38 protein-coding genes are annotated in these 21742 nt (G+C 49.6%); 32 read left to right on the forward strand and 6 right to left on the reverse strand.

Translation table 11 applies throughout. The features are described 5' to 3' along the window. Positions 1-14 precede the first annotated feature (14 nt). The 26 genes from rpsS (at position 15) to arfA (ending at position 12110) form a co-directional block, all read left to right on the forward strand. Complete coding sequence (rpsS, locus tag ACJHYR_RS10115) at positions 15-293, forward strand: 30S ribosomal protein S19 (RefSeq protein ID WP_001138117.1); 279 nt, start codon at positions 15-17, stop codon at positions 291-293. A gap of 14 nt (positions 294-307) precedes the next feature. Then, complete coding sequence (gene rplV / locus ACJHYR_RS10120) at positions 308-640, forward strand: 50S ribosomal protein L22 (protein WP_000447529.1); 333 nt, start codon at positions 308-310, stop codon at positions 638-640. A 17-nt stretch (positions 641-657) separates the two neighbouring features. Continuing rightward, positions 658-1359, forward strand: a complete 702-nt coding sequence (rpsC, locus tag ACJHYR_RS10125; protein ID WP_000529945.1) for a 30S ribosomal protein S3 — start codon at positions 658-660, stop codon at positions 1357-1359. Positions 1360-1371: 12 nt separating this feature from the next. Beyond that, positions 1372-1782: a 50S ribosomal protein L16 gene (gene rplP, locus ACJHYR_RS10130; RefSeq protein ID WP_000941212.1), complete on the forward strand. Its 411-nt coding sequence runs from the start codon at positions 1372-1374 to the stop codon at positions 1780-1782. Then, positions 1782-1973 (forward strand): 50S ribosomal protein L29, encoded by a 192-nt coding sequence (rpmC, locus tag ACJHYR_RS10135; RefSeq protein WP_000644741.1) that lies wholly within the window; start codon positions 1782-1784, stop codon positions 1971-1973. Before rplP ends, rpmC begins: the two co-directional genes overlap by 1 nt. Beyond that, positions 1973-2227: a 30S ribosomal protein S17 gene (rpsQ, locus tag ACJHYR_RS10140; protein WP_000130100.1), complete on the forward strand. Its 255-nt coding sequence runs from the start codon at positions 1973-1975 to the stop codon at positions 2225-2227. The genes rpmC and rpsQ overlap by 1 nt, the downstream gene beginning before the upstream one ends. Before the next feature lie 164 nt (positions 2228-2391). After that, entirely contained in the window at positions 2392-2763 is a 372-nt protein-coding gene (gene rplN, locus ACJHYR_RS10145) for a 50S ribosomal protein L14 (protein WP_000613955.1), read from the forward strand. 10 nt (positions 2764-2773) lie between these two features. Then, positions 2774-3088, forward strand: a complete 315-nt coding sequence (gene rplX, locus ACJHYR_RS10150; protein WP_000729185.1) for a 50S ribosomal protein L24 — start codon at positions 2774-2776, stop codon at positions 3086-3088. Positions 3089-3102: 14 nt separating this feature from the next. Next, positions 3103-3642, forward strand: a complete 540-nt coding sequence (gene rplE / locus ACJHYR_RS10155) for a 50S ribosomal protein L5 (RefSeq protein WP_001096200.1) — start codon at positions 3103-3105, stop codon at positions 3640-3642. Between the two features lie 14 nt (positions 3643-3656). Next, the gene (gene rpsN, locus ACJHYR_RS10160) at positions 3657-3962 is read left to right on the forward strand and encodes a 30S ribosomal protein S14 (RefSeq protein WP_001118930.1); all 306 of its coding nucleotides are present in this window, start codon (positions 3657-3659) and stop codon (positions 3960-3962) included. Positions 3963-3995: 33 nt separating this feature from the next. Further along, entirely contained in the window at positions 3996-4388 is a 393-nt protein-coding gene (rpsH, locus tag ACJHYR_RS10165) for a 30S ribosomal protein S8 (RefSeq protein ID WP_000062611.1), read from the forward strand. Positions 4389-4400: 12 nt separating this feature from the next. After that, positions 4401-4934: a 50S ribosomal protein L6 gene (gene rplF / locus ACJHYR_RS10170; protein ID WP_000091945.1), complete on the forward strand. Its 534-nt coding sequence runs from the start codon at positions 4401-4403 to the stop codon at positions 4932-4934. A gap of 9 nt (positions 4935-4943) precedes the next feature. Next, positions 4944-5297 (forward strand): 50S ribosomal protein L18, encoded by a 354-nt coding sequence (gene rplR, locus ACJHYR_RS10175; RefSeq protein WP_000358960.1) that lies wholly within the window; start codon positions 4944-4946, stop codon positions 5295-5297. Between the two features lie 14 nt (positions 5298-5311). After that, entirely contained in the window at positions 5312-5815 is a 504-nt protein-coding gene (rpsE, locus tag ACJHYR_RS10180) for a 30S ribosomal protein S5 (protein WP_000940121.1), read from the forward strand. Positions 5816-5818: 3 nt separating this feature from the next. Further along, complete coding sequence (rpmD, locus tag ACJHYR_RS10185) at positions 5819-5998, forward strand: 50S ribosomal protein L30 (protein ID WP_001140433.1); 180 nt, start codon at positions 5819-5821, stop codon at positions 5996-5998. A gap of 3 nt (positions 5999-6001) precedes the next feature. After that, positions 6002-6436 carry a 50S ribosomal protein L15 gene (rplO, locus tag ACJHYR_RS10190; protein ID WP_001238917.1) on the forward strand — a complete coding sequence of 145 codons (435 nt, stop codon included), beginning with the start codon at positions 6002-6004 and terminating at the stop codon, positions 6434-6436. Positions 6437-6443: 7 nt separating this feature from the next. After that, positions 6444-7775, forward strand: coding sequence for a preprotein translocase subunit SecY (secY, locus tag ACJHYR_RS10195; RefSeq protein ID WP_001118861.1), 1332 nt, complete (start codon positions 6444-6446; stop codon positions 7773-7775). Positions 7776-7806: 31 nt separating this feature from the next. Next, entirely contained in the window at positions 7807-7923 is a 117-nt protein-coding gene (gene rpmJ / locus ACJHYR_RS10200) for a 50S ribosomal protein L36 (RefSeq protein WP_000868187.1), read from the forward strand. 146 nt (positions 7924-8069) lie between these two features. Next, positions 8070-8426: a 30S ribosomal protein S13 gene (rpsM, locus tag ACJHYR_RS10205; protein WP_000090775.1), complete on the forward strand. Its 357-nt coding sequence runs from the start codon at positions 8070-8072 to the stop codon at positions 8424-8426. Positions 8427-8442: 16 nt separating this feature from the next. Next, positions 8443-8832, forward strand: a complete 390-nt coding sequence (gene rpsK, locus ACJHYR_RS10210; RefSeq protein WP_001029684.1) for a 30S ribosomal protein S11 — start codon at positions 8443-8445, stop codon at positions 8830-8832. 33 nt (positions 8833-8865) lie between these two features. Further along, positions 8866-9486, forward strand: coding sequence for a 30S ribosomal protein S4 (gene rpsD / locus ACJHYR_RS10215; protein ID WP_000135224.1), 621 nt, complete (start codon positions 8866-8868; stop codon positions 9484-9486). Positions 9487-9511: 25 nt separating this feature from the next. After that, on the forward strand, positions 9512-10501 hold the full coding sequence (locus ACJHYR_RS10220) for a DNA-directed RNA polymerase subunit alpha (protein WP_001162094.1): 990 nt from the start codon (positions 9512-9514) through the stop codon (positions 10499-10501). A 40-nt stretch (positions 10502-10541) separates the two neighbouring features. Then, the gene (rplQ, locus tag ACJHYR_RS10225; RefSeq protein ID WP_001216368.1) at positions 10542-10925 is read left to right on the forward strand and encodes a 50S ribosomal protein L17; all 384 of its coding nucleotides are present in this window, start codon (positions 10542-10544) and stop codon (positions 10923-10925) included. A gap of 106 nt (positions 10926-11031) precedes the next feature. Continuing rightward, complete coding sequence (locus tag ACJHYR_RS10230) at positions 11032-11400, forward strand: DUF1992 domain-containing protein (protein ID WP_000266531.1); 369 nt, start codon at positions 11032-11034, stop codon at positions 11398-11400. Positions 11401-11410: 10 nt separating this feature from the next. Further along, entirely contained in the window at positions 11411-11836 is a 426-nt protein-coding gene (gene zntR / locus ACJHYR_RS10235; protein ID WP_000285607.1) for a Zn(2+)-responsive transcriptional regulator, read from the forward strand. Between the two features lie 55 nt (positions 11837-11891). Beyond that, positions 11892-12110 carry an alternative ribosome-rescue factor ArfA gene (gene arfA, locus ACJHYR_RS10240; protein WP_000092696.1) on the forward strand — a complete coding sequence of 73 codons (219 nt, stop codon included), beginning with the start codon at positions 11892-11894 and terminating at the stop codon, positions 12108-12110. Here arfA and mscL read toward each other — a convergent pair. From mscL to def, 5 genes are all read right to left on the reverse strand, one after another. Next, positions 12107-12517 carry a large-conductance mechanosensitive channel protein MscL gene (mscL, locus tag ACJHYR_RS10245; RefSeq protein ID WP_000022442.1) on the reverse strand — a complete coding sequence of 137 codons (411 nt, stop codon included), beginning with the start codon at positions 12515-12517 and terminating at the stop codon, positions 12107-12109. The two genes, arfA and mscL, sit on opposite strands and share 4 nt — an antisense overlap. Positions 12518-12646: 129 nt before the next feature. Continuing rightward, on the reverse strand, positions 12647-14023 hold the full coding sequence (trkA, locus tag ACJHYR_RS10250; protein WP_000691382.1) for a Trk system potassium transporter TrkA: 1377 nt from the start codon (positions 14021-14023) through the stop codon (positions 12647-12649). Positions 14024-14044: 21 nt separating this feature from the next. After that, positions 14045-15334, reverse strand: a complete 1290-nt coding sequence (gene rsmB / locus ACJHYR_RS10255) for a 16S rRNA (cytosine(967)-C(5))-methyltransferase RsmB (RefSeq protein ID WP_059328120.1) — start codon at positions 15332-15334, stop codon at positions 14045-14047. 45 nt (positions 15335-15379) lie between these two features. Next, positions 15380-16327, reverse strand: a complete 948-nt coding sequence (gene fmt / locus ACJHYR_RS10260; protein ID WP_000004456.1) for a methionyl-tRNA formyltransferase — start codon at positions 16325-16327, stop codon at positions 15380-15382. A gap of 14 nt (positions 16328-16341) precedes the next feature. Next, positions 16342-16851: a peptide deformylase gene (gene def, locus ACJHYR_RS10265; RefSeq protein ID WP_000114986.1), complete on the reverse strand. Its 510-nt coding sequence runs from the start codon at positions 16849-16851 to the stop codon at positions 16342-16344. Between the two features lie 129 nt (positions 16852-16980). On the opposite strand from def, the gene dprA reads away from it, so the two are divergent. Genes dprA through ACJHYR_RS10295 form a run of 6 tightly spaced genes read left to right on the forward strand, consistent with a single transcriptional unit; the run spans position 16981 to position 20775 of the window. Beyond that, positions 16981-18105, forward strand: a complete 1125-nt coding sequence (gene dprA / locus ACJHYR_RS10270) for a DNA-protecting protein DprA (RefSeq protein ID WP_059328121.1) — start codon at positions 16981-16983, stop codon at positions 18103-18105. Further along, on the forward strand, positions 18077-18550 hold the full coding sequence (gene smg, locus ACJHYR_RS10275; protein WP_000460672.1) for a DUF494 family protein Smg: 474 nt from the start codon (positions 18077-18079) through the stop codon (positions 18548-18550). The genes dprA and smg overlap by 29 nt, the downstream gene beginning before the upstream one ends. Positions 18551-18578: 28 nt before the next feature. After that, positions 18579-19121, forward strand: coding sequence for a type I DNA topoisomerase (locus tag ACJHYR_RS10280; protein WP_001129723.1), 543 nt, complete (start codon positions 18579-18581; stop codon positions 19119-19121). A 4-nt stretch (positions 19122-19125) separates the two neighbouring features. Next, a complete protein-coding gene (tsaC, locus tag ACJHYR_RS10285; RefSeq protein ID WP_001297709.1) occupies positions 19126-19698 on the forward strand; it encodes an L-threonylcarbamoyladenylate synthase type 1 TsaC in 573 nt (190 codons plus the stop codon). Between the two features lie 4 nt (positions 19699-19702). Then, positions 19703-20521, forward strand: coding sequence for a shikimate dehydrogenase (gene aroE, locus ACJHYR_RS10290; protein ID WP_059328122.1), 819 nt, complete (start codon positions 19703-19705; stop codon positions 20519-20521). Then, positions 20518-20775: a DUF1488 domain-containing protein gene (locus tag ACJHYR_RS10295; RefSeq protein ID WP_059328123.1), complete on the forward strand. Its 258-nt coding sequence runs from the start codon at positions 20518-20520 to the stop codon at positions 20773-20775. Before aroE ends, ACJHYR_RS10295 begins: the two co-directional genes overlap by 4 nt. On the opposite strand, the gene ACJHYR_RS10300 is transcribed toward ACJHYR_RS10295, so the two are convergent. Then, a complete protein-coding gene (locus tag ACJHYR_RS10300) occupies positions 20751-21305 on the reverse strand; it encodes a gamma carbonic anhydrase family protein (protein ID WP_001286217.1) in 555 nt (184 codons plus the stop codon). The genes ACJHYR_RS10295 and ACJHYR_RS10300 overlap by 25 nt on opposite strands. Between the last annotated feature and the right edge of the window lie 437 nt (positions 21306-21742).

A 21742-nucleotide genomic window follows, 5' to 3' on the forward strand; every position in this document is an offset into this window, starting at 1 on the left:
TTAGAGGATAAGCCATGCCACGTTCTCTCAAGAAAGGTCCTTTTATTGACCTGCACTTGCTGAAGAAGGTAGAGAAAGCGGTGGAAAGCGGAGACAAGAAGCCCCTGCGCACTTGGTCCCGTCGTTCAACGATCTTTCCTAACATGATCGGTTTGACCATCGCTGTCCATAATGGTCGTCAGCACGTTCCGGTATTTGTAACCGATGAAATGGTCGGTCACAAACTGGGTGAATTCGCACCGACTCGTACTTATCGCGGCCACGCTGCTGATAAAAAAGCGAAGAAGAAATAAGGTAGGAGGAAGAGATGGAAACTATCGCTAAACATCGCCATGCTCGTTCTTCTGCTCAGAAGGTTCGCCTTGTTGCTGACCTGATTCGCGGTAAGAAAGTGTCGCAGGCTCTGGATATTTTGACCTACACCAACAAGAAAGCGGCTGTACTGGTCAAGAAAGTTCTGGAATCTGCCATTGCTAACGCTGAACACAACGATGGCGCTGACATTGACGATCTGAAAGTTACGAAAATTTTCGTAGACGAAGGCCCGAGCATGAAGCGCATTATGCCGCGTGCAAAAGGTCGTGCAGATCGCATCCTGAAGCGCACCAGCCACATCACTGTGGTTGTGTCCGATCGCTGAGACTCTGGAGACTAGCAATGGGTCAGAAAGTACATCCTAATGGTATTCGCCTGGGTATTGTAAAACCATGGAACTCTACCTGGTTTGCGAACACCAAAGAATTCGCTGACAACCTGGACAGCGATTTTAAAGTACGTCAGTACCTGACTAAGGAACTGGCTAAAGCGTCCGTATCTCGTATCGTTATCGAGCGTCCGGCTAAGAGCATCCGTGTAACCATTCACACTGCTCGCCCGGGTATCGTTATCGGTAAAAAAGGTGAAGACGTAGAAAAACTGCGTAAGGTCGTAGCGGACATCGCTGGCGTTCCTGCACAGATCAACATCGCCGAAGTTCGTAAGCCTGAACTGGACGCAAAACTGGTTGCTGACAGCATCACTTCTCAGCTGGAACGTCGCGTTATGTTCCGTCGTGCTATGAAGCGTGCTGTACAGAACGCAATGCGTCTGGGCGCTAAAGGTATTAAAGTTGAAGTTAGCGGCCGTCTGGGCGGCGCGGAAATCGCACGTACCGAATGGTACCGCGAAGGTCGCGTACCGCTGCACACTCTGCGTGCTGACATCGACTACAACACCTCTGAAGCGCACACCACTTACGGTGTAATCGGCGTTAAAGTGTGGATCTTCAAAGGCGAGATCCTGGGTGGTATGGCTGCTGTTGAACAACCGGAAAAACCGGCTGCTCAGCCTAAAAAGCAGCAGCGTAAAGGCCGTAAATAAGGAGCGTCGCTGATGTTACAACCAAAGCGTACAAAATTCCGTAAAATGCACAAAGGCCGTAACCGCGGTCTGGCGCAGGGTACGGATGTTAGCTTCGGCAGCTTCGGTCTGAAAGCTGTTGGCCGTGGTCGTCTGACTGCACGTCAGATCGAAGCAGCACGTCGTGCTATGACCCGTGCAGTTAAGCGTCAAGGTAAGATCTGGATCCGTGTGTTCCCGGACAAACCGATCACTGAAAAGCCGCTGGCAGTGCGTATGGGTAAAGGTAAAGGTAACGTGGAGTATTGGGTTGCCTTGATTCAGCCGGGTAAAGTCCTGTATGAAATGGACGGTGTTCCGGAAGAGCTGGCCCGTGAAGCATTCAAGCTGGCAGCAGCGAAACTGCCGATTAAAACCACCTTTGTAACTAAGACGGTGATGTAATGAAAGCAAAAGAGCTGCGTGAGAAGAGCGTTGAAGAGCTGAACACCGAGCTGCTGAACCTGCTGCGTGAGCAGTTCAACCTGCGTATGCAGGCTGCAAGTGGCCAGCTGCAACAGTCTCACCTGTTGAAGCAAGTGCGTCGCGATGTCGCACGCGTTAAGACTTTACTGAACGAGAAGGCGGGTGCGTAATGACCGATAAAATCCGTACTCTGCAAGGTCGCGTTGTTAGCGACAAAATGGAGAAATCCATTGTTGTTGCTATCGAACGTTTTGTGAAACACCCGATCTACGGTAAATTCATCAAGCGTACGACCAAACTGCACGTACATGACGAGAACAACGAATGCGGTATCGGTGACGTGGTTGAAATCCGCGAATGCCGTCCGCTGTCCAAGACTAAATCCTGGACGCTGGTTCGCGTTGTAGAGAAAGCGGTTCTGTAATACAGTACACTCTCTCGATACGAATAAACGGCTCAGAAATGAGCCGTTTATTTTTTCTACCCATATCCTTGAAGCGGTGTTATAATGCCGCGCCCTCGATATGGGGATTTTTAACGACCTGATTTTCGGGTCTCAGTAGTAGTTGACATTAGCGGAGCACTAAAATGATCCAAGAACAGACTATGCTGAACGTCGCCGACAACTCCGGTGCACGTCGCGTAATGTGTATCAAGGTTCTGGGTGGCTCGCACCGTCGCTACGCAGGCGTAGGCGACATCATCAAGATCACCATCAAAGAAGCAATTCCGCGTGGTAAGGTCAAAAAAGGTGATGTGCTGAAGGCGGTAGTGGTGCGCACCAAGAAGGGTGTTCGTCGCCCGGACGGTTCTGTCATTCGCTTCGATGGTAATGCTTGTGTTCTTCTGAACAACAACAGCGAGCAGCCTATCGGTACGCGTATTTTTGGGCCGGTAACTCGTGAGCTTCGTAGTGAGAAGTTCATGAAAATTATCTCTCTGGCACCAGAAGTACTCTAAGGAGCGAATCATGGCAGCGAAAATCCGTCGTGATGACGAAGTTATCGTGTTAACCGGTAAAGATAAAGGTAAACGCGGTAAAGTTAAGAATGTCCTGTCTTCCGGCAAGGTCATTGTTGAAGGTATCAACCTGGTTAAGAAACATCAGAAGCCGGTTCCGGCCCTGAACCAACCGGGTGGCATCGTTGAAAAAGAAGCCGCTATTCAGGTTTCCAACGTAGCAATCTTCAATGCGGCAACCGGCAAGGCTGACCGTGTAGGCTTTAGATTCGAAGACGGTAAAAAAGTCCGTTTCTTCAAGTCTAACAGCGAAACTATCAAGTAATTTGGAGTAGTACGATGGCGAAACTGCATGATTACTACAAAGACGAAGTAGTTAAAAAACTCATGACTGAGTTTAACTACAATTCTGTCATGCAAGTCCCTCGGGTCGAGAAGATCACCCTGAACATGGGTGTTGGTGAAGCGATCGCTGACAAAAAACTGCTGGATAACGCAGCAGCAGACCTGGCAGCAATCTCCGGTCAAAAACCGCTGATCACCAAAGCACGCAAATCTGTTGCAGGCTTCAAAATCCGTCAGGGCTATCCGATCGGCTGTAAAGTAACTCTGCGTGGCGAACGCATGTGGGAGTTCTTTGAGCGCCTGATCACTATTGCTGTACCTCGTATCCGTGACTTCCGTGGCCTGTCCGCTAAGTCTTTCGACGGTCGTGGTAACTACAGCATGGGTGTCCGTGAGCAGATCATCTTCCCAGAAATCGACTACGATAAAGTCGACCGCGTTCGTGGTTTGGATATTACCATTACCACTACTGCGAAATCTGACGAAGAAGGCCGCGCTCTGCTGGCTGCCTTTGACTTCCCGTTCCGCAAGTAAGGTAGGGTTACTAAATGGCTAAGCAATCAATGAAAGCACGCGAAGTAAAACGCGTAGCTTTAGCTGATAAATACTTCGCGAAACGCGCTGAACTGAAAGCGATCATCTCTGATGTGAACGCTTCCGACGAAGATCGTTGGAACGCTGTTCTCAAGCTGCAGACTCTGCCGCGTGATTCCAGCCCGTCTCGTCAGCGTAACCGCTGCCGTCAAACAGGTCGTCCGCATGGTTTCCTGCGGAAGTTCGGGTTGAGCCGTATTAAGGTCCGTGAAGCCGCTATGCGCGGTGAAATCCCGGGTCTGAAAAAGGCTAGCTGGTAATTGTCACCAATTGAATCACGGGAGTAAAGACAGATGAGCATGCAAGATCCGATCGCGGATATGCTGACCCGTATCCGTAACGGTCAGGCCGCGAACAAAGCTGCGGTCACCATGCCTTCCTCCAAGCTGAAAGTGGCAATCGCCAACGTGCTGAAGGAAGAAGGTTTTATTGAAGATTTTAAAGTTGAAGGCGACACCAAGCCTGAACTGGAACTTACTCTGAAGTATTTCCAGGGCAAAGCTGTTGTAGAAAGCATTCAGCGTGTCAGCCGCCCAGGTCTGCGCATCTACAAACGTAAAGATGAGCTGCCGAAAGTTATGGCGGGTCTGGGTATCGCAGTTGTTTCTACCTCTAAAGGTGTTATGACTGATCGTGCAGCGCGCCAGGCTGGTCTTGGTGGCGAAATTATCTGCTACGTAGCCTAATCGGAGGAAAAAATGTCTCGTGTTGCTAAAGCACCGGTCGTTGTTCCTGCCGGCGTTGACGTAAAAATCAACGGTCAGGTTATTACGATCAAAGGTAAAAACGGCGAGCTGACTCGTACTCTCAACGATGCTGTTGAAGTTAAACATGCAGATAATACCCTGACCTTCGGTCCGCGTGATGGTTACGCAGACGGTTGGGCACAGGCTGGTACCGCGCGTGCCCTGCTGAACTCAATGGTTATCGGTGTTACCGAAGGCTTCACTAAGAAGCTGCAGCTGGTTGGTGTAGGTTACCGTGCAGCGGTTAAAGGCAATGTGATTAACCTGTCTCTGGGTTTCTCTCATCCTGTTGACCATCAGCTGCCTGCGGGTATCACTGCTGAATGTCCGACTCAGACTGAAATCGTGCTGAAAGGCGCTGATAAGCAGGTGATCGGCCAGGTTGCAGCGGATCTGCGCGCCTACCGTCGTCCTGAGCCTTACAAAGGCAAGGGTGTTCGTTACGCCGACGAAGTCGTGCGTACCAAAGAGGCTAAGAAGAAGTAAGGTAACACTATGGATAAGAAATCTGCTCGTATCCGTCGTGCGACCCGCGCACGCCGCAAGCTCCAGGAGCTGGGCGCAACTCGCCTGGTGGTACATCGTACCCCGCGTCACATTTACGCACAGGTAATTGCACCGAACGGTTCTGAAGTTCTGGTAGCTGCTTCTACTGTAGAAAAAGCTATCGCTGAACAACTGAAGTACACCGGTAACAAAGACGCGGCTGCAGCTGTGGGTAAAGCTGTCGCTGAACGCGCTCTGGAAAAAGGCATCAAAGATGTATCCTTTGACCGTTCCGGGTTCCAATATCATGGTCGTGTCCAGGCACTGGCAGATGCTGCCCGTGAAGCTGGCCTTCAGTTCTAAGGTAGAGGTGTAAGATGGCTCACATCGAAAAACAAGCTGGCGAACTGCAGGAAAAGCTGATCGCGGTAAACCGCGTATCTAAAACCGTTAAAGGTGGTCGTATTTTCTCCTTCACAGCTCTGACTGTAGTTGGCGATGGTAACGGTCGCGTTGGTTTTGGTTACGGTAAAGCGCGTGAAGTTCCAGCAGCGATCCAGAAAGCGATGGAAAAAGCCCGTCGCAATATGATTAACGTCGCGCTGAATAACGGCACTCTGCAACACCCTGTTAAAGGTGTTCATACGGGTTCTCGCGTATTCATGCAGCCGGCTTCCGAAGGTACCGGTATCATCGCCGGTGGTGCAATGCGCGCCGTTCTGGAAGTCGCTGGGGTTCATAACGTTCTGGCTAAAGCATATGGTTCCACCAACCCGATCAACGTGGTTCGTGCAACTATTGATGGCCTGGAAAATATGAATTCTCCAGAAATGGTCGCTGCCAAGCGTGGTAAATCCGTTGAAGAAATTCTGGGGAAATAAACCATGGCAAAGACTATTAAAATTACTCAAACCCGCAGTGCAATCGGTCGTCTGCCGAAACACAAGGCAACGCTGCTTGGCCTGGGTCTGCGTCGTATTGGTCACACCGTAGAGCGCGAGGATACTCCTGCTATTCGCGGTATGATCAACGCGGTTTCCTTCATGGTTAAAGTTGAGGAGTAAGAGATGCGTTTAAATACTCTGTCTCCGGCCGAAGGCTCCAAAAAGGCGGGTAAACGCCTGGGTCGTGGTATCGGTTCTGGCCTCGGTAAAACCGGTGGTCGTGGTCACAAAGGTCAGAAGTCTCGTTCTGGCGGTGGCGTACGTCGCGGTTTCGAGGGTGGTCAGATGCCTCTGTACCGTCGTCTGCCGAAATTCGGCTTCACTTCTCGTAAAGCAGCGATTACAGCCGAAGTTCGTCTGTCTGACCTGGCTAAAGTAGAAGGCGGTGTTGTAGACCTGAACACGCTGAAAGCGGCTAACATTATCGGTATCCAGATCGAGTTCGCGAAAGTGATCCTGGCTGGCGAAGTAACTACTCCGGTAACTGTTCGTGGCCTGCGTGTTACTAAAGGCGCTCGTGCTGCTATCGAAGCTGCTGGCGGTAAAATCGAGGAATAAGTAGCAGATGGCTAAACAACCGGGATTAGATTTTCAAAGTGCCAAAGGTGGCTTAGGCGAGCTGAAACGCAGACTGCTGTTTGTTATCGGTGCGCTGATTGTGTTCCGTATTGGCTCTTTTATTCCGATCCCTGGTATTGATGCCGCTGTACTTGCCAAACTGCTTGAGCAACAGCGAGGCACCATCATTGAAATGTTTAACATGTTCTCTGGTGGTGCTCTCAGCCGTGCTTCTATCTTTGCTCTGGGGATCATGCCGTATATTTCGGCATCGATCATTATCCAGCTGCTGACGGTGGTTCACCCAACGTTGGCAGAAATTAAGAAAGAAGGGGAGTCTGGTCGTCGTAAGATCAGCCAGTACACCCGCTACGGTACTCTGGTGCTGGCAATATTCCAGTCGATCGGTATTGCTACCGGTCTGCCGAATATGCCTGGTATGCAAGGCCTGGTCATTAACCCGGGCTTTGCATTCTACTTCACCGCTGTTGTAAGTCTGGTCACAGGAACCATGTTCCTGATGTGGTTGGGCGAACAGATTACTGAACGAGGTATCGGCAACGGTATTTCAATCATTATCTTCGCCGGTATTGTCGCGGGACTCCCGCCAGCCATTGCCCATACTATCGAGCAAGCGCGTCAAGGCGACCTGCACTTCCTCGTGTTGCTGTTGGTTGCAGTATTAGTATTTGCAGTGACGTTCTTTGTTGTATTTGTTGAGCGTGGTCAACGCCGCATTGTGGTAAACTACGCGAAACGTCAGCAAGGTCGTCGTGTCTATGCTGCACAGAGCACACATTTACCGCTGAAAGTGAATATGGCGGGGGTAATCCCGGCAATCTTCGCTTCCAGTATTATTCTGTTCCCGGCGACCATCGCGTCATGGTTCGGGGGCGGTACTGGTTGGAACTGGCTGACAACAATTTCGCTGTATTTGCAGCCTGGGCAACCGCTTTATGTGTTACTCTATGCGTCTGCAATCATCTTCTTCTGTTTCTTCTACACGGCGTTGGTTTTCAACCCGCGTGAAACAGCAGATAACCTGAAGAAGTCCGGTGCATTTGTACCAGGAATTCGTCCGGGAGAGCAAACGGCGAAGTATATCGATAAAGTAATGACCCGCCTGACCTTGGTTGGTGCGCTGTACATTACCTTTATCTGCCTGATCCCGGAGTTCATGCGTGATGCAATGAAAGTACCGTTCTACTTCGGTGGGACCTCACTGCTTATCGTTGTTGTCGTGATTATGGACTTTATGGCTCAAGTGCAAACTCTGATGATGTCCAGTCAGTATGAGTCTGCATTGAAGAAGGCGAACCTGAAAGGCTACGGCCGATAATTGGTCGCCCGAGAAGTTACGGAGAGTAAAAATGAAAGTTCGTGCTTCCGTCAAGAAATTATGCCGTAACTGCAAAATCGTTAAGCGTGATGGTGTCATCCGTGTGATTTGCAGTGCCGAGCCGAAGCATAAACAGCGCCAAGGCTGATTTTTTCGCATATTTTTCTTGCAAAGTTGGGTTGAGCTGGCTAGATTAGCCAGCCAATCTTTTGTATGTCTGTGCGTTTCCATTTGAGTATCCTGAAAACGGGCTTTTCAGCATGGAACGTACATATTAAATAGTAGGAGTGCATAGTGGCCCGTATAGCAGGCATTAACATTCCTGATCATAAGCATGCCGTAATCGCATTAACTTCGATTTATGGCGTCGGCAAGACCCGTTCTAAAGCCATCCTGGCTGCAGCGGGTATCGCTGAAGATGTTAAGATCAGTGAGCTGTCTGAAGGACAAATCGACACGCTGCGTGACGAAGTTGCCAAATTTGTCGTTGAAGGTGATCTGCGCCGTGAAATCAGCATGAGCATCAAGCGCCTGATGGATCTTGGTTGCTATCGCGGTTTGCGTCATCGTCGTGGTCTCCCGGTTCGCGGTCAGCGTACCAAGACCAACGCACGTACCCGTAAGGGTCCGCGCAAACCGATCAAGAAATAATCGGGGTGATTGAATAATGGCAAAGGCACCAATTCGTGCACGTAAACGTGTAAGAAAACAAGTCTCTGACGGCGTGGCTCATATCCATGCTTCTTTCAACAACACCATCGTGACTATCACTGATCGTCAGGGTAACGCGTTGGGTTGGGCAACAGCCGGTGGTTCCGGTTTCCGTGGTTCTCGCAAATCCACTCCGTTTGCAGCTCAGGTTGCAGCAGAGCGTTGCGCTGACGCCGTGAAAGAATACGGCATCAAGAATCTGGAAGTTATGGTTAAAGGTCCGGGTCCAGGCCGCGAATCTACTATTCGTGCTCTGAACGCCGCAGGTTTCCGCATCACTAACATTACTGATGTGACTCCGATCCCTCATAACGGTTGTCGTCCGCCGAAAAAACGTCGCGTATAACGCTTCGTTTTCCAGGTTTGTTGGAGAAAGAAAATGGCAAGATATTTGGGTCCTAAGCTCAAGCTGAGCCGTCGTGAGGGCACCGACTTATTCCTTAAGTCTGGCGTTCGCGCGATCGATACCAAGTGTAAAATTGAACAAGCTCCTGGCCAGCACGGTGCGCGTAAACCGCGTCTGTCTGACTATGGTGTGCAGTTGCGTGAAAAGCAAAAAGTTCGCCGTATCTATGGTGTGCTGGAGCGTCAGTTCCGTAACTACTACAAAGAAGCAGCACGTCTGAAAGGCAACACCGGTGAAAACCTGTTGGCTCTGCTGGAAGGTCGTCTGGACAACGTTGTATACCGTATGGGCTTCGGTGCCACTCGTGCAGAAGCACGTCAGCTGGTTAGCCATAAAGCAATTATGGTAAACGGTCGTGTTGTTAACATCGCTTCTTATCAGGTTAGTCCGAATGACGTTGTAAGCATTCGTGAGAAAGCGAAGAAGCAGTCTCGCGTGAAAGCCGCTCTGGAGCTGGCTGAGCAGCGTGAAAAGCCAACCTGGCTGGAAGTTGATGCTGGCAAGATGGAAGGTACGTTTAAGCGTAAGCCGGAGCGTTCTGATCTGTCTGCGGACATTAACGAACACCTGATCGTCGAGCTTTACTCCAAGTAAAGCTTAGTACCAAAGAGAGGACACAATGCAGGGTTCTGTGACAGAGTTTCTAAAACCGCGCCTGGTTGATATCGAGCAAGTGAGTTCGACGCACGCCAAGGTGACCCTTGAGCCTTTAGAGCGTGGCTTTGGCCATACTCTGGGTAACGCACTGCGCCGTATTCTGCTCTCATCGATGCCGGGTTGCGCGGTGACCGAGGTTGAGATTGATGGTGTACTACATGAGTACAGCACCAAAGAAGGCGTTCAGGAAGATATCCTGGAAATCCTGCTCAACCTGAAAGGGCTGGCGGTGAGAGTTCAGGGCAAAGATGAAGTTATTCTTACCTTGAATAAATCTGGCATTGGCCCTGTGACTGCAGCCGATATCACCCACGACGGTGATGTCGAAATCGTCAAGCCGCAGCACGTGATCTGCCACCTGACCGATGAGAACGCGTCTATTAGCATGCGTATCAAAGTTCAGCGCGGTCGTGGTTATGTGCCGGCTTCTACCCGAATTCATTCGGAAGAAGATGAGCGCCCAATCGGCCGTCTGCTGGTCGACGCATGCTACAGCCCTGTGGAGCGTATTGCCTACAATGTTGAAGCAGCGCGTGTAGAACAGCGTACCGACCTGGACAAGCTGGTCATCGAAATGGAAACCAACGGCACAATCGATCCTGAAGAGGCGATTCGTCGTGCGGCAACCATTCTGGCTGAACAACTGGAAGCTTTCGTTGACTTACGTGATGTACGTCAGCCTGAAGTGAAAGAAGAGAAACCAGAGTTCGATCCGATCCTGCTGCGCCCTGTTGACGATCTGGAATTGACTGTCCGCTCTGCTAACTGCCTTAAAGCAGAAGCTATCCACTATATCGGTGATCTGGTACAGCGTACCGAGGTTGAGCTCCTTAAAACGCCTAACCTTGGTAAAAAATCTCTTACTGAGATTAAAGACGTGCTGGCTTCCCGTGGACTGTCTCTGGGCATGCGCCTGGAAAACTGGCCACCGGCAAGCATCGCTGACGAGTAACCGGATCACAGGTTAAGGTTTTACTGAGAAGGATAAGGTCATGCGCCATCGTAAGAGTGGTCGTCAACTGAACCGCAACAGCAGCCATCGCCAGGCTATGTTCCGCAATATGGCAGGTTCACTGGTTCGTCATGAAATCATCAAGACGACTCTGCCTAAAGCGAAAGAGCTGCGCCGCGTAGTTGAGCCGCTGATTACTCTTGCCAAGACTGATAGCGTTGCTAATCGTCGTCTGGCATTCGCCCGTACTCGTGATAACGAGATCGTGGCAAAACTGTTTAACGAACTGGGCCCGCGTTTCGCGAGCCGTGCCGGTGGTTACACTCGTATTCTGAAGTGTGGCTTCCGTGCAGGCGACAACGCGCCGATGGCTTACATCGAGCTGGTTGATCGTTCAGAGAAAGCAGAAGCTGCTGCAGAGTAATCTGAAGCAACGTAAAAAAACCCGCCCCGGCGGGTTTTTTTATACCCTTAGTATCCCCACTTATCTACAATAGCTGTACTCTTTTTGTTCATCCCCTGGAGTATTTATGTGGTTACTTGACCAGTGGGCAGAGCGTCATATTACTGAGGCACAATCCAAAGGTGAGTTTGATAATCTTCCGGGAAGTGGCGAGCCATTGATTCTGGATGATGATTCACACGTGCCACCAGAATTACGTGCGGGGTATCGCTTGCTGAAGAATGCCGGTTGCTTACCGCCAGAACTTGAGCAGCGGAGGGAAGCAATACAGCTTCTGGATATCCTCAAAGGTATCCGTCATGATGATCCGCAATATAAAGAGGTTAGTCGTCGATTGTCATTACTGGAATTGAAGCTGCGACAAGCTGGATTGAGTACCGATTTTTTACGCGGCGATTATGCTGACAAGTTGTTGAACAAAATCAACGATAACTAGTGGAGTATGTATGTATCGCATTGGCGAGCTGGCAAAAATGGCGGAAGTAACACCCGACACGATTCGTTATTACGAAAAGCAGCAGATGATGGAGCATGAAGTACGCACCGAAGGTGGGTTTCGCCTGTACACCGAAAGCGATCTCCAGCGATTGAAATTTATCCGCCATGCCAGACAACTTGGTTTCAGTCTGGAGTCGATCCGCGAGTTGCTGTCGATCCGTATCGATCCTGAACACCATACCTGTCAGGAGTCAAAAGGCATTGTGCAGGAAAGATTGCAGGAAGTCGAAGCACGGATAGCCGAGTTGCAGAGTATGCAGCGTTCCCTCCAACGCCTTAACGATGCCTGTTGTGGGACCGCCCATAGCAGTGTTTATTGCTCGATTCTTGAAGCTCTTGAACAAGGGGCGAGTGGCGTTAAGAGTGGCTGTTGATTTTTTACACTGGCAGGATTACACTCGCGCCGTTAAATAACCAATTGGAGTTTTTATGAGCCGATATCAGCATACTAAAGGGCAGATAAAGGATAATGCGATAGAAGCATTACTACATGATCCCTTATTCCGACAGCGCGTAGAGAAAAATAAGAAAGGGAAAGGCAGTTACATGCGAAAAGGAAAACATGGCAATCGGGGGAACTGGGAGGCCAGTGGCAAGAAAGTAAATCACTTTTTTACCACTGGCCTTCTGCTTTCAGGCGCTTGTTAAGAGCGGTTATTCTGCTCTTTCAGCAAATCACGAATTTCTGTCAGTAATACTTCTTCTTTAGTTGGTGCAGGCGCGGCTGCTGGTTCTTCTTTTTTCCGATTCAGTTTGTTGATTAGCTTAATCGCCATAAAGATGGCAAAGGCTACAATCAGAAAATCAAAGACGTTTTGAATGAAGACACCGTAATGCATCACAACAGCAGGGATATCCCCCTGCGCATCGCGTAGCGTGACAGCAAACTGTTTGAAATCGATCCCGCCAATTAATAAGCCCAGAGGTGGCATAATGATATCGGCAACCAATGAAGATACAATCTTCCCGAATGCCGCACCGATAATGACACCCACCGCCAAATCCACCACGTTCCCGCGCATCGCAAATTCGCGAAATTCTTTAATAATGCTCATGTTATTCTCCCTATGAAGCCGACAATCATAAGTCTAACAAATGTTAAGCTATTTTCCTGCCAGGAATGGATTTAATTAATCCTTGATAATCAAAGGGAAATAATAAGGCGTCATTAGACGCCTTATTAATTACAAGAAGAAAGGACTTGGCTGGAAGAGTCTTTCGACGTCGGTAATAAACTTTTTATCTGTGAGGAACATAATTACGTGATCGCCTTGCTCAATGCGCAGATTGTCATTGGCAATCATCACGTCGTTTCCACGTACCACCGCTCCAATAATCGTTCCTGGCGGTAGCTTGATTTCATCAATGACTCTGCCGACAACGCGTGAGGTGCTTTCATCACCGTGAGCAACGGCTTCAATAGCTTCTGCTACGCCGCGGCGTAATGAGGAAACACCAACAATATCTGCTTTTCGCACATGGCTAAGCAACGCAGAAATAGTTGCTTGTTGCGGTGAAATCGCAATATCGATCACGCTCCCCTGAACCAGATCCACATAAGCGCGACGCTGGATCAATACCATCACCTTTTTCGCACCCATACGTTTGGCAAGCATGGCGGACATGATATTGGCTTCGTCATCGTTGGTGACGGCAATAAACAGATCAACTTGATCGATATGTTCTTCGGCCAGCAGTTCTTGATCCGACGCATCACCAAAAAAGACGATCGTATTCTGCAACTTTTCCGCCAGTTCGGCAGCGCGTTGCTGATTACGTTCGATGAGTTTAACGCTGTAATCTTTTTCCAGACGACGCGCCAGCCCTGCACCGATATTACCGCCACCAACCAGCATGATCCGCTTATACGGTTTTTCCAGTCGCTGTAATTCACTCATCACCGCGCGGATATGCTGTGAAGCGGCAATAAAGAACACTTCATCACCAGCTTCAACAATGGTCGAACCTTGCGGACGAATGGGGCGATCGTGGCGGAAAATTGCTGCCACACGAGTATCGATATGTGGCATATGTTCGCGCATGGTCGAAAGTGCATTACCAATCAGCGGGCCGCCATAATAGGCTTTAACCACAGCGAGGCTGACTTTACCCTCAGCGAAGTTCACCACCTGCAATGCGCCGGGATACTCAATCAATCGGTAAATATTATCGATAACCAACTGCTCTGGTGCGATCAGATGATCAATCGGTACAGCATCTGAATGAAATAGCTTATCGGCATCGCGCACGTAGTCTGGTGAGCGGATACGAGCGATGCGATTAGGGGTGTTGAAAAGTGAGTAGGCTACCTGGCAGGCAACCATATTGGTTTCATCTGAACTGGTTACAGCAACCAGCATATCGGCGTCGTCGGCACCTGCCTCCCGCAATACGCGTGGATGAGAGCCATGCCCCTGCACGACTCGCAGGTCAAATTTATCCTGCAAGGTCCGCAGACGCTCACCGTTGGTATCGACAACAGTAATATCGTTGTTCTCGCCAACCAGGTTTTCCGCCAGTGTGCCGCCAACCTGGCCGGCACCCAGAATGATAATTTTCATCAGTCGCGACCCGTTATCTCATCACTTTTTGATTAGCTTAGCGTAAAAGAAGCCGTCGCCCTCTTCGGCACTAGGTAGATTTTGTTTACCCGGTTGCTCTGGTGTTCCTGTTTCGCAAAGTTCGGCATCAGCGGTACGTTGCAAAAAGGCTTTAATCTGCAGGCTATTCTCTTCCGGTAACACCGAACAGGTGGCATAGACCAGGGTTCCACCGGATTTTAAATGCGGCCAAATGGCGTCGAGAATTTCAGACTGCAATTGCGCGAGTTCCGGGATATCGCGATCGCGACGTAACCATTTAATATCCGGATGGCGACGAATCACACCGGTTGCTGAACAAGGCGCATCTAATAAAATGCGATCAAACTGTTGCTCGCCACACCATTGAGAAGGGTAACGGCCATCACCTTGTTTCACGGTCGCCTTCATACCAAGGCGTTTTAAATTGTCGTAAACCCGAGAGAGGCGCTGTTCGTCGATATCAACCGCAACAACCTGCGCTTCGGGTGCCACCTCAAGGATATGCGTTGTTTTACCGCCGGGGGCAGCGCAAAGATCCAGAATGTGTTCACCGTTTTGTGGCGCAAGCCAGGCCATGCAACCTTGTGCTGATGCATCCTGAACGGTAACCCATCCTTCTTCAAAACCTGGTAGCACATGAACAGGTGCAGGTGTTTCCAGCCGTACAGCATCAGGGTAATCCGCATGCGGGAAACCTTTCATTCCTGCTTCATCCAGCAATGCAAGCCAGCTGTCGCGGGAATGATGCGTACGATTAACGCGCAGCCACATTGGCGGACGCTGGTCATTGGCTTCTACGATGGATTGCCACTGCTCTGGATACGCTTTTTGCAGACGTTTCAGCAACCAGGAAGGATGCAGATAACGTGCATCACTGGCATTAAACTCGGCTAATAACTCTTCTTGCTGACGTTGGAACTGGCGTAATACACCGTTTATCAACCCTTTAAGTTGCGGGCGCTTAATTGCGATAGCGCCTTCAACCGTTTCAGCCAGCGCAGCATGAGGTGGTATGCGGGTATAAAGCAGTTGATACAAACCAACCATAATCAGGTAATGCACGGTCCGCTGTTTGCCGGTCATCGGACGGGCCATTAACTTATTAATCAGCCACTCTAACTGTGAAAGCGTACGCAGTACGCCAAAGCACAACTCTTGAAGAAGTGCTTTGTCTTTATCGGAAACTTTTTGCTGGAGCGGTGGCAGAATGTTGCTTAATGATTGCCCTTGCTCGACGACTTGTTCAACGGCCTGGGCCGCCATGCTACGTAAATTACGTTGTTTTTTCATAAGTATAAAAATGCCCGGCAAGACCGGGCTTAGAAGAGTGGACTATCAGACCAGACGGTTGCCCGGAACAAACCATTCCCGACGAGAGTTCAGGAGGTCTTGCGCGCTCATCGCTTTCTTACCCGCAGGTTGTAACGAGAGCAGGTTCAGGATGCCATCACCAGTCGCAACCTGAATGCCTTGTTTGTTGGCTTCAAGGATCGTTCCTGGTGCAGCGTTGGTTGTCGTATCAATGACCGATGCTTTCCAGACTTTAACCGGCTGTCCTTCAATTTCCAGCCAGCTCATTGGCCATGGATTGAAAGCGCGAATGCAGCGTTCAAGCTGTGCTGCCGAAAGTGACCAGTCAATACGCGCTTCTTCTTTACTCAACTTTTCGGCGTAAGTGACAAGAGTTTCGTCCTGAACTTCTGGTTTCGCCGTGCCGTCTGCCAATTGTTTCAACGTGGTGATAAGCCCTTGTGGGCCAAGCTCTGCCAGCTTGTCGTACAGCGTACCACTGGTATCTTCTGCAGTAATCGGGCAGGAGAGCTTATAGAGCATGTCACCGGTGTCTAAACCAACATCCATTTGCATAATGGTCACACCAGTTTCTGCATCACCCGCCCATAGTGAGCGTTGGATTGGTGCAGCACCGCGCCAGCGTGGCAGCAGTGAACCATGAACGTTGATACAGCCAAGACGCGGCATCTCCAGCACTGCTTTAGGCAGAATTAAGCCATAGGCGACGACAACCATAACATCAGCCTGTAGATCGGCGACCAGTTGCTGGTTTTCTTGTGGACGCAGGGAAACCGGTTGAAAAACGGGCAGACCTTTTTCCTCAGCCAGAACTTTAACCGGGCTGGGCATCAGTTTTTTACCGCGTCCTGCCGGTCGGTCTGGCTGGGTGAACACGCCAACGACGTTATGACCAGAAGACAACAGCGCGTCGAGATGACGCGCTGCAAAGTCAGGTGTACCCGCAAAAATAATACGTAGTGATTCTGACACGTTAGTTCTTATCCTTAAGCCCGGGCTTTCAGACGATCCAGTTTTTCAACTTTCTGACGAATACGTTGTTGTTTCAGCGGTGACAGATAATCCATAAACAGTTTGCCGACCAGGTGATCCATCTCATGCTGAATACAGATGGCTAACAGACCCTCTGCTTCCAGTTCAAATGGTTTACCGTCGCGGTCCAGGGCGCGAATTTTAACTTTCTCTGCGCGTGGCACTAAAGCACGTTGTTCAGGGATCGACAGGCATCCTTCTTCAATGCCTGTTTCGCCGCTTTTTTCTAAAAGCTCCGGATTGATTAACACCAGCCGTTCGTCACGGTTTTCCGAAACATCAATAACAATGATACGTTGATGGATATCGACCTGGGTTGCCGCCAGGCCAATACCTTCTTCTGCGTACATCGTTTCGAACATATCATCGACGATACGCTGAATTTCTGCATTCACTTCTTCTACCGGTTTAGCAACTTTGCGAAGCCGCTCGTCCGGAATATGTAACACTTGCAAAACTGACATAAATCTCCAGAGATGTGTTCAGGAGTTAGAAAGATTATTTCTTCTATTCTAGACAAATCCCCCTCTGATTGACAGCATCACTGACCAATCGCAAAGATTGCTAAGGCTGCTTATGGCAGGGAGATAAGGATGGTCGATACAGAAATTTGGCTGCGTTTAATGAGCATCAGCAGCTTGTACGGCGATGATATGGTCCGTATAGCTCACTGGCTGGCAAAACAGTCGCATATTGATGCGGTTGTATTGCAGCAAACTGGGCTTACATTGCGGCAGGCACAACGCTTTCTTTCATTTCCGCGAAAGAGTATCGAAAGCTCACTTTCTTGGTTGAAGCAACCCAACCATCATTTAATTCCTGCGGACAGCGAATTTTATCCTCCTCAACTTCTTGCGACGACAGATTACCCCGGCGCACTGTTTGTTGAAGGAGAACTGCACGCGCTGCATTCATTTCAGCTTGCCGTAGTGGGGAGTCGGGCGCATTCATGGTATGGCGAGCGATGGGGACGATTATTTTGCGAAACTCTGGCGACGCGTGGAGTGACAATTACGAGTGGACTGGCGCGTGGAATCGATGGTGTGGCGCATAAAGCGGCCTTACAGGTAAATGGCGTCAGCATTGCTGTATTAGGGAATGGACTTAATACCATTCATCCGCGTCGCCATGCCCGACTGGCTACCAGTTTGCTTGAACATGGTGGGGCTCTTGTCTCGGAATTTCCCCTCGATGTTCCTCCCCTTGCTTACAATTTCCCACGAAGAAATCGCATTATCAGTGGTCTAAGTAAAGGTGTACTGGTGGTGGAAGCGGCTTTGCGCAGTGGTTCGCTGGTGACAGCACGTTGTGCGCTTGAGCAGGGGCGTGAAGTTTTTGCCTTGCCGGGTCCATTAGGGAATCCGGGAAGCGAAGGGCCTCACTGGTTAATAAAACAAGGTGCGATTCTTGTGACGGAACCGGAAGAAATTCTGGAAAACTTGCAATTTGGATTGCACTGGTTGCCAGACGCCCCTGAAAATTCATTTTATTCACCAGATCAGGAAGACGTGGCATTGCCATTTCCTGAGCTCCTGGCTAACGTAGGAGATGAGGTAACACCTGTTGACGTCGTCGCTGAACGTGCCGGCCAACCTGTGCCAGAGGTAGTAACTCAACTACTCGAACTGGAGTTAGCAGGATGGATCGCAGCTGTACCCGGCGGCTATGTCCGATTGAGGAGGGCATGCCATGTTCGACGTACTAATGTATTTGTTTGAAACCTATATTCACACAGAAGCTGAGTTGCGTGTGGATCAAGACAAACTTGAACAGGATCTTACCGACGCAGGATTTGATCGAGAAGATATCTACAATGCCCTGCTTTGGCTGGAAAAGCTTGCGGATTATCAGGAAGGACTGGCAGAACCGATGCAACTGGCCTCTGATCCACTCTCCATGCGTATTTATACCCCTGAAGAGTGTGAAAGACTGGATGCCAGCTGTCGTGGTTTTTTGCTTTTCCTTGAGCAAATTCAGGTGCTTAACCTTGAAACCCGTGAAATGGTGATAGAGCGAGTGCTCGCGCTGGATACCGCAGAGTTCGACCTGGAAGACCTGAAATGGGTAATCCTGATGGTGTTGTTCAATATTCCGGGCTGCGAAAATGCGTACCAGCAAATGGAAGAATTACTCTTTGAAGTGAATGAAGGTATGCTGCATTAATCATTTCTTTAATTCAGCATAAGTTGTTATGGCGAAATCAGCACTGTTCACGGTGCGTAATAATGAGTCCTGCCCAAAGTGCGGGGCTGAACTGGTTATTCGATCCGGGAAACACGGTCCGTTTCTTGGATGCTCACAGTATCCGGCGTGTGACTACGTCCGTCCTCTGAAATCTTCAGCGGATGGACATATTGTCAAAGTTCTGGAGGGGCAGGTTTGCCCTGCATGTGGCGCAAATCTGGTATTACGGCAGGGACGCTTTGGTATGTTTATTGGTTGCAGTAACTACCCTGAATGCGAACATACCGAACTTATCGATAAACCGGACGAAACAGCAATTACATGCCCCCAATGCCGGACGGGCCATCTGGTCCAGCGCCGCTCCCGTTATGGCAAAACGTTTCACTCCTGTGATCGCTACCCGGAGTGTCAATTTGCCATTAACTTCAAACCCATAGCTGGAGAATGCCCTGAGTGTCATTATCCGCTACTCATCGAAAAGAAAACCGCGCAGGGTGTAAAACACTTTTGTGCCAGTAAACAATGTGGAAAGCCGGTTTCGGCGGAATAATAACGTGAATAATAACCTGCAAGGAGACGCTATCGCAGCTGCGATAGATGTCCTCAATGAAGAACGTGTCATCGCCTATCCAACGGAAGCCGTTTTCGGTGTCGGGTGCGATCCTGATAGCGAAACAGCAGTGATGCGACTGTTGGAGTTAAAACAGCGTCCGGTTGATAAGGGGCTGATTCTAATCGCCGCAAATTACGAGCAGCTTAAACCCTATATTGATGACACCATGCTGACTGATGCGCAGCGTGAAACCATTTTTTCCCGCTGGCCAGGTCCTGTCACCTTTGTCTTTCCCGCGCCTGCGACAACACCGCGCTGGTTGACGGGCCGCTTTGATTCGCTTGCTGTACGAGTCACCGACCATCCGTTGGTGGTTGCTTTGTGCCAGGCTTATGGTAAACCGCTGGTTTCTACCAGTGCCAACTTGAGTGGATTGCCACCTTGTCGAACAGTAGACGAAGTTCGCGCACAATTTGGCGCGGCGTTCCCGGTTGTGCCTGGTGAAACGGGGGGGCGTTTAAATCCTTCAGAAATCCGCGATGCCCTGACGGGTGAACTGTTTCGACAGGGGTAACATAATGGAAACCTATGCTGTTTTTGGTAATCCGATAGCCCACAGCAAATCGCCATTCATTCATCAGCAATTTGCTCAGCAACTGAATATTGAACATCCCTATGGGCGCGTGTTGGCACCCATCAATGATTTCATCAACACACTGAACGCTTTCTTTAGTGCTGGTGGTAAAGGTGCGAATGTGACGGTACCTTTTAAAGAAGAGGCTTTTGCCAGAGCGGATGAGCTTACTGAACGGGCAGCGTTGGTTGGTGCTGTTAATACCCTCAAGCGGTTAGAAGATGGACGCCTGCTGGGTGACAATACCGATGGTATAGGTTTGTTAAGCGATCTGGAACGTCTGTCTTTTATCCGTCCTAGTTTACGTATTCTGCTCATTGGCGCTGGTGGAGCATCTCGCGGCGTACTACTGCCACTCCTTTCCCTGGACTGTGCGGTGACAATCACTAATCGGACGGTATCTCGCGCGGAAGAGTTGACTAAATTGTTTGCGCACACTGGCAGTATTCAGGCGTTGGGTATGGACAAACTGGAAGGTCATGAGTTTGATCTCATTATTAATGCAACATCCAGTGGCATCAGTGGTGATATTCCGGCGATCCCGTCATCGCTCATTCATCCAGGCATTTATTGCTATGACATGTTCTATCAGAAAGGAAAAACTCCTTTTCTGGCATGGTGTGAGCAGCGAGGCTCAAAGCGTAATGCTGATGGTTTAGGAATGCTGGTGGCACAGGCGGCTCATGCCTTCCTTCTTTGGCATGGCGTTCTGCCTGATGTAGAACCGGTCATCAAACTATTGCAACAGGAGTTGTCAGCGTGAATCAGGCCATTCAGTTTCCGGATAGGGAAGAGTGGGACGAGAATAAAAAATGTGTATGTTTTCCCGCTCTCGTGAATGGTATGAAACTGACATGTGCGATCTCTGGCGAGAGTCTGGCGTATCGCTTTACTGGAGATACGCCAGAACAGTGGTTAGCGAGTTTTCGTCAGCATCGCTGGGACCTGGAAGAAGAAGCGGAAAACTTAATTCAGGAACAAAGTGAAGATGATCAAGGTTGGGTCTGGTTACTCTGATCCAGATATTCGTCCTTCCATTTCACGTAGTTATTTGCGGAATAGCGTAACCCAGCCTTCTCTTCATCACTTAACGGGCGGATCTGTTTGACGGGGCTACCGAGATACAGATATCCGCTCTCCAGCCGTTTATTTTGTGGGACCAGACTACCCGCACCAATCATCACATCATCTTCTACTATTGCGCCATCAAGTAAAATTGAGCCCATCCCAACCAAAACTCGATTGCCAATGGTGCAGCCGTGGAGCATCACCTTGTGACCAACAGTGACATCTTCGCCAATGGTTAATGGGTTGCCATCTGGGTTGTACGAGGATTTATGAGTGACATGCAACATACTGCCATCCTGGATATTGGTGCGTGCTCCGATCTGTACATAATGTACATCTCCACGAATCACAACGAGCGGCCAGATCCCCACATCATCAGCCAGACGAACGTCACCAATCACGACGCTGCTATCGTCGATCATTACGCGCTGACCGATTTGTGGAAAAAGATCGCGGTATGGGCGTAAAACATCAGACATACTCACCTCAACAATAAATGATTTCCTAATGACTTTGGGTGCATTATTGGCCTTGTGCAAGTCTTTTAGTATGCAAAAAAGCACCGTTTTGTGTGCGAATGCAGCAAAAAGGGTGAAAAAACAACAAACAGAAAAAAAGATCAAAAAAGTACTTGTGCAAAAAATTGGGATCCCTATAATGCGCCTCCGTTGAGACGACAACGTGAAACACTTCACAAGATGGTCGTAACAACGAAGAGAAAAAATCCTGAAATTCAGGGTTGACTCTGAAAGAGGAAAGCGTAATATACGCCACCTCGCGACAGTGAGCTGAAAGCTGCGTCGCAACTGCTCTTTAACAATTTATCAGACAATCTGTGTGGGCACTCGAAGATACGGATTCTTAACGTCGCAAGACGAAAAATGAATACCAAGTCTCAAGAGTGAACACGTAATTC

The sequence above is a fragment of the Escherichia sp. WS1450 genome (genome assembly GCF_046487395.1).
Lineage (GTDB): Bacteria > Pseudomonadota > Gammaproteobacteria > Enterobacterales > Enterobacteriaceae > Escherichia > Escherichia coli.

Coding starts and splice junctions, on each gene's coding strand:
- ACJHYR_RS10230 (WP_000266531.1), top strand. CDS start 11,032: ATGTGGTTACTTGACCAGTGGGCAGAGCGTCATATTACTGAGGCACAA.
- rsmB (WP_059328120.1), bottom strand. CDS start 15,334: ATGAAAAAACAACGTAATTTACGTAGCATGGCGGCCCAGGCCGTTGAA.
- rpsQ (WP_000130100.1), top strand. CDS start 1,973: ATGACCGATAAAATCCGTACTCTGCAAGGTCGCGTTGTTAGCGACAAA.
- rplV (WP_000447529.1), top strand. CDS start 308: ATGGAAACTATCGCTAAACATCGCCATGCTCGTTCTTCTGCTCAGAAG.
- rpsH (WP_000062611.1), top strand. CDS start 3,996: ATGAGCATGCAAGATCCGATCGCGGATATGCTGACCCGTATCCGTAAC.
- rpsC (WP_000529945.1), top strand. CDS start 658: ATGGGTCAGAAAGTACATCCTAATGGTATTCGCCTGGGTATTGTAAAA.
- smg (WP_000460672.1), top strand. CDS start 18,077: ATGTTCGACGTACTAATGTATTTGTTTGAAACCTATATTCACACAGAA.
- rpsS (WP_001138117.1), top strand. CDS start 15: ATGCCACGTTCTCTCAAGAAAGGTCCTTTTATTGACCTGCACTTGCTG.
- secY (WP_001118861.1), top strand. CDS start 6,444: ATGGCTAAACAACCGGGATTAGATTTTCAAAGTGCCAAAGGTGGCTTA.
- rplR (WP_000358960.1), top strand. CDS start 4,944: ATGGATAAGAAATCTGCTCGTATCCGTCGTGCGACCCGCGCACGCCGC.
- rpmC (WP_000644741.1), top strand. CDS start 1,782: ATGAAAGCAAAAGAGCTGCGTGAGAAGAGCGTTGAAGAGCTGAACACC.
- rplO (WP_001238917.1), top strand. CDS start 6,002: ATGCGTTTAAATACTCTGTCTCCGGCCGAAGGCTCCAAAAAGGCGGGT.
- def (WP_000114986.1), bottom strand. CDS start 16,851: ATGTCAGTTTTGCAAGTGTTACATATTCCGGACGAGCGGCTTCGCAAA.
- ACJHYR_RS10300 (WP_001286217.1), bottom strand. CDS start 21,305: ATGTCTGATGTTTTACGCCCATACCGCGATCTTTTTCCACAAATCGGT.
- rpmD (WP_001140433.1), top strand. CDS start 5,819: ATGGCAAAGACTATTAAAATTACTCAAACCCGCAGTGCAATCGGTCGT.
- rpmJ (WP_000868187.1), top strand. CDS start 7,807: ATGAAAGTTCGTGCTTCCGTCAAGAAATTATGCCGTAACTGCAAAATC.
- rpsK (WP_001029684.1), top strand. CDS start 8,443: ATGGCAAAGGCACCAATTCGTGCACGTAAACGTGTAAGAAAACAAGTC.
- trkA (WP_000691382.1), bottom strand. CDS start 14,023: ATGAAAATTATCATTCTGGGTGCCGGCCAGGTTGGCGGCACACTGGCG.
- rplX (WP_000729185.1), top strand. CDS start 2,774: ATGGCAGCGAAAATCCGTCGTGATGACGAAGTTATCGTGTTAACCGGT.
- rplN (WP_000613955.1), top strand. CDS start 2,392: ATGATCCAAGAACAGACTATGCTGAACGTCGCCGACAACTCCGGTGCA.
- arfA (WP_000092696.1), top strand. CDS start 11,892: ATGAGCCGATATCAGCATACTAAAGGGCAGATAAAGGATAATGCGATA.
- ACJHYR_RS10280 (WP_001129723.1), top strand. CDS start 18,579: ATGGCGAAATCAGCACTGTTCACGGTGCGTAATAATGAGTCCTGCCCA.
- rplQ (WP_001216368.1), top strand. CDS start 10,542: ATGCGCCATCGTAAGAGTGGTCGTCAACTGAACCGCAACAGCAGCCAT.
- aroE (WP_059328122.1), top strand. CDS start 19,703: ATGGAAACCTATGCTGTTTTTGGTAATCCGATAGCCCACAGCAAATCG.
- rpsN (WP_001118930.1), top strand. CDS start 3,657: ATGGCTAAGCAATCAATGAAAGCACGCGAAGTAAAACGCGTAGCTTTA.
- dprA (WP_059328121.1), top strand. CDS start 16,981: ATGGTCGATACAGAAATTTGGCTGCGTTTAATGAGCATCAGCAGCTTG.
- zntR (WP_000285607.1), top strand. CDS start 11,411: ATGTATCGCATTGGCGAGCTGGCAAAAATGGCGGAAGTAACACCCGAC.
- rpsD (WP_000135224.1), top strand. CDS start 8,866: ATGGCAAGATATTTGGGTCCTAAGCTCAAGCTGAGCCGTCGTGAGGGC.
- mscL (WP_000022442.1), bottom strand. CDS start 12,517: ATGAGCATTATTAAAGAATTTCGCGAATTTGCGATGCGCGGGAACGTG.
- rplF (WP_000091945.1), top strand. CDS start 4,401: ATGTCTCGTGTTGCTAAAGCACCGGTCGTTGTTCCTGCCGGCGTTGAC.
- rpsE (WP_000940121.1), top strand. CDS start 5,312: ATGGCTCACATCGAAAAACAAGCTGGCGAACTGCAGGAAAAGCTGATC.
- rplE (WP_001096200.1), top strand. CDS start 3,103: ATGGCGAAACTGCATGATTACTACAAAGACGAAGTAGTTAAAAAACTC.
- rplP (WP_000941212.1), top strand. CDS start 1,372: ATGTTACAACCAAAGCGTACAAAATTCCGTAAAATGCACAAAGGCCGT.
- ACJHYR_RS10220 (WP_001162094.1), top strand. CDS start 9,512: ATGCAGGGTTCTGTGACAGAGTTTCTAAAACCGCGCCTGGTTGATATC.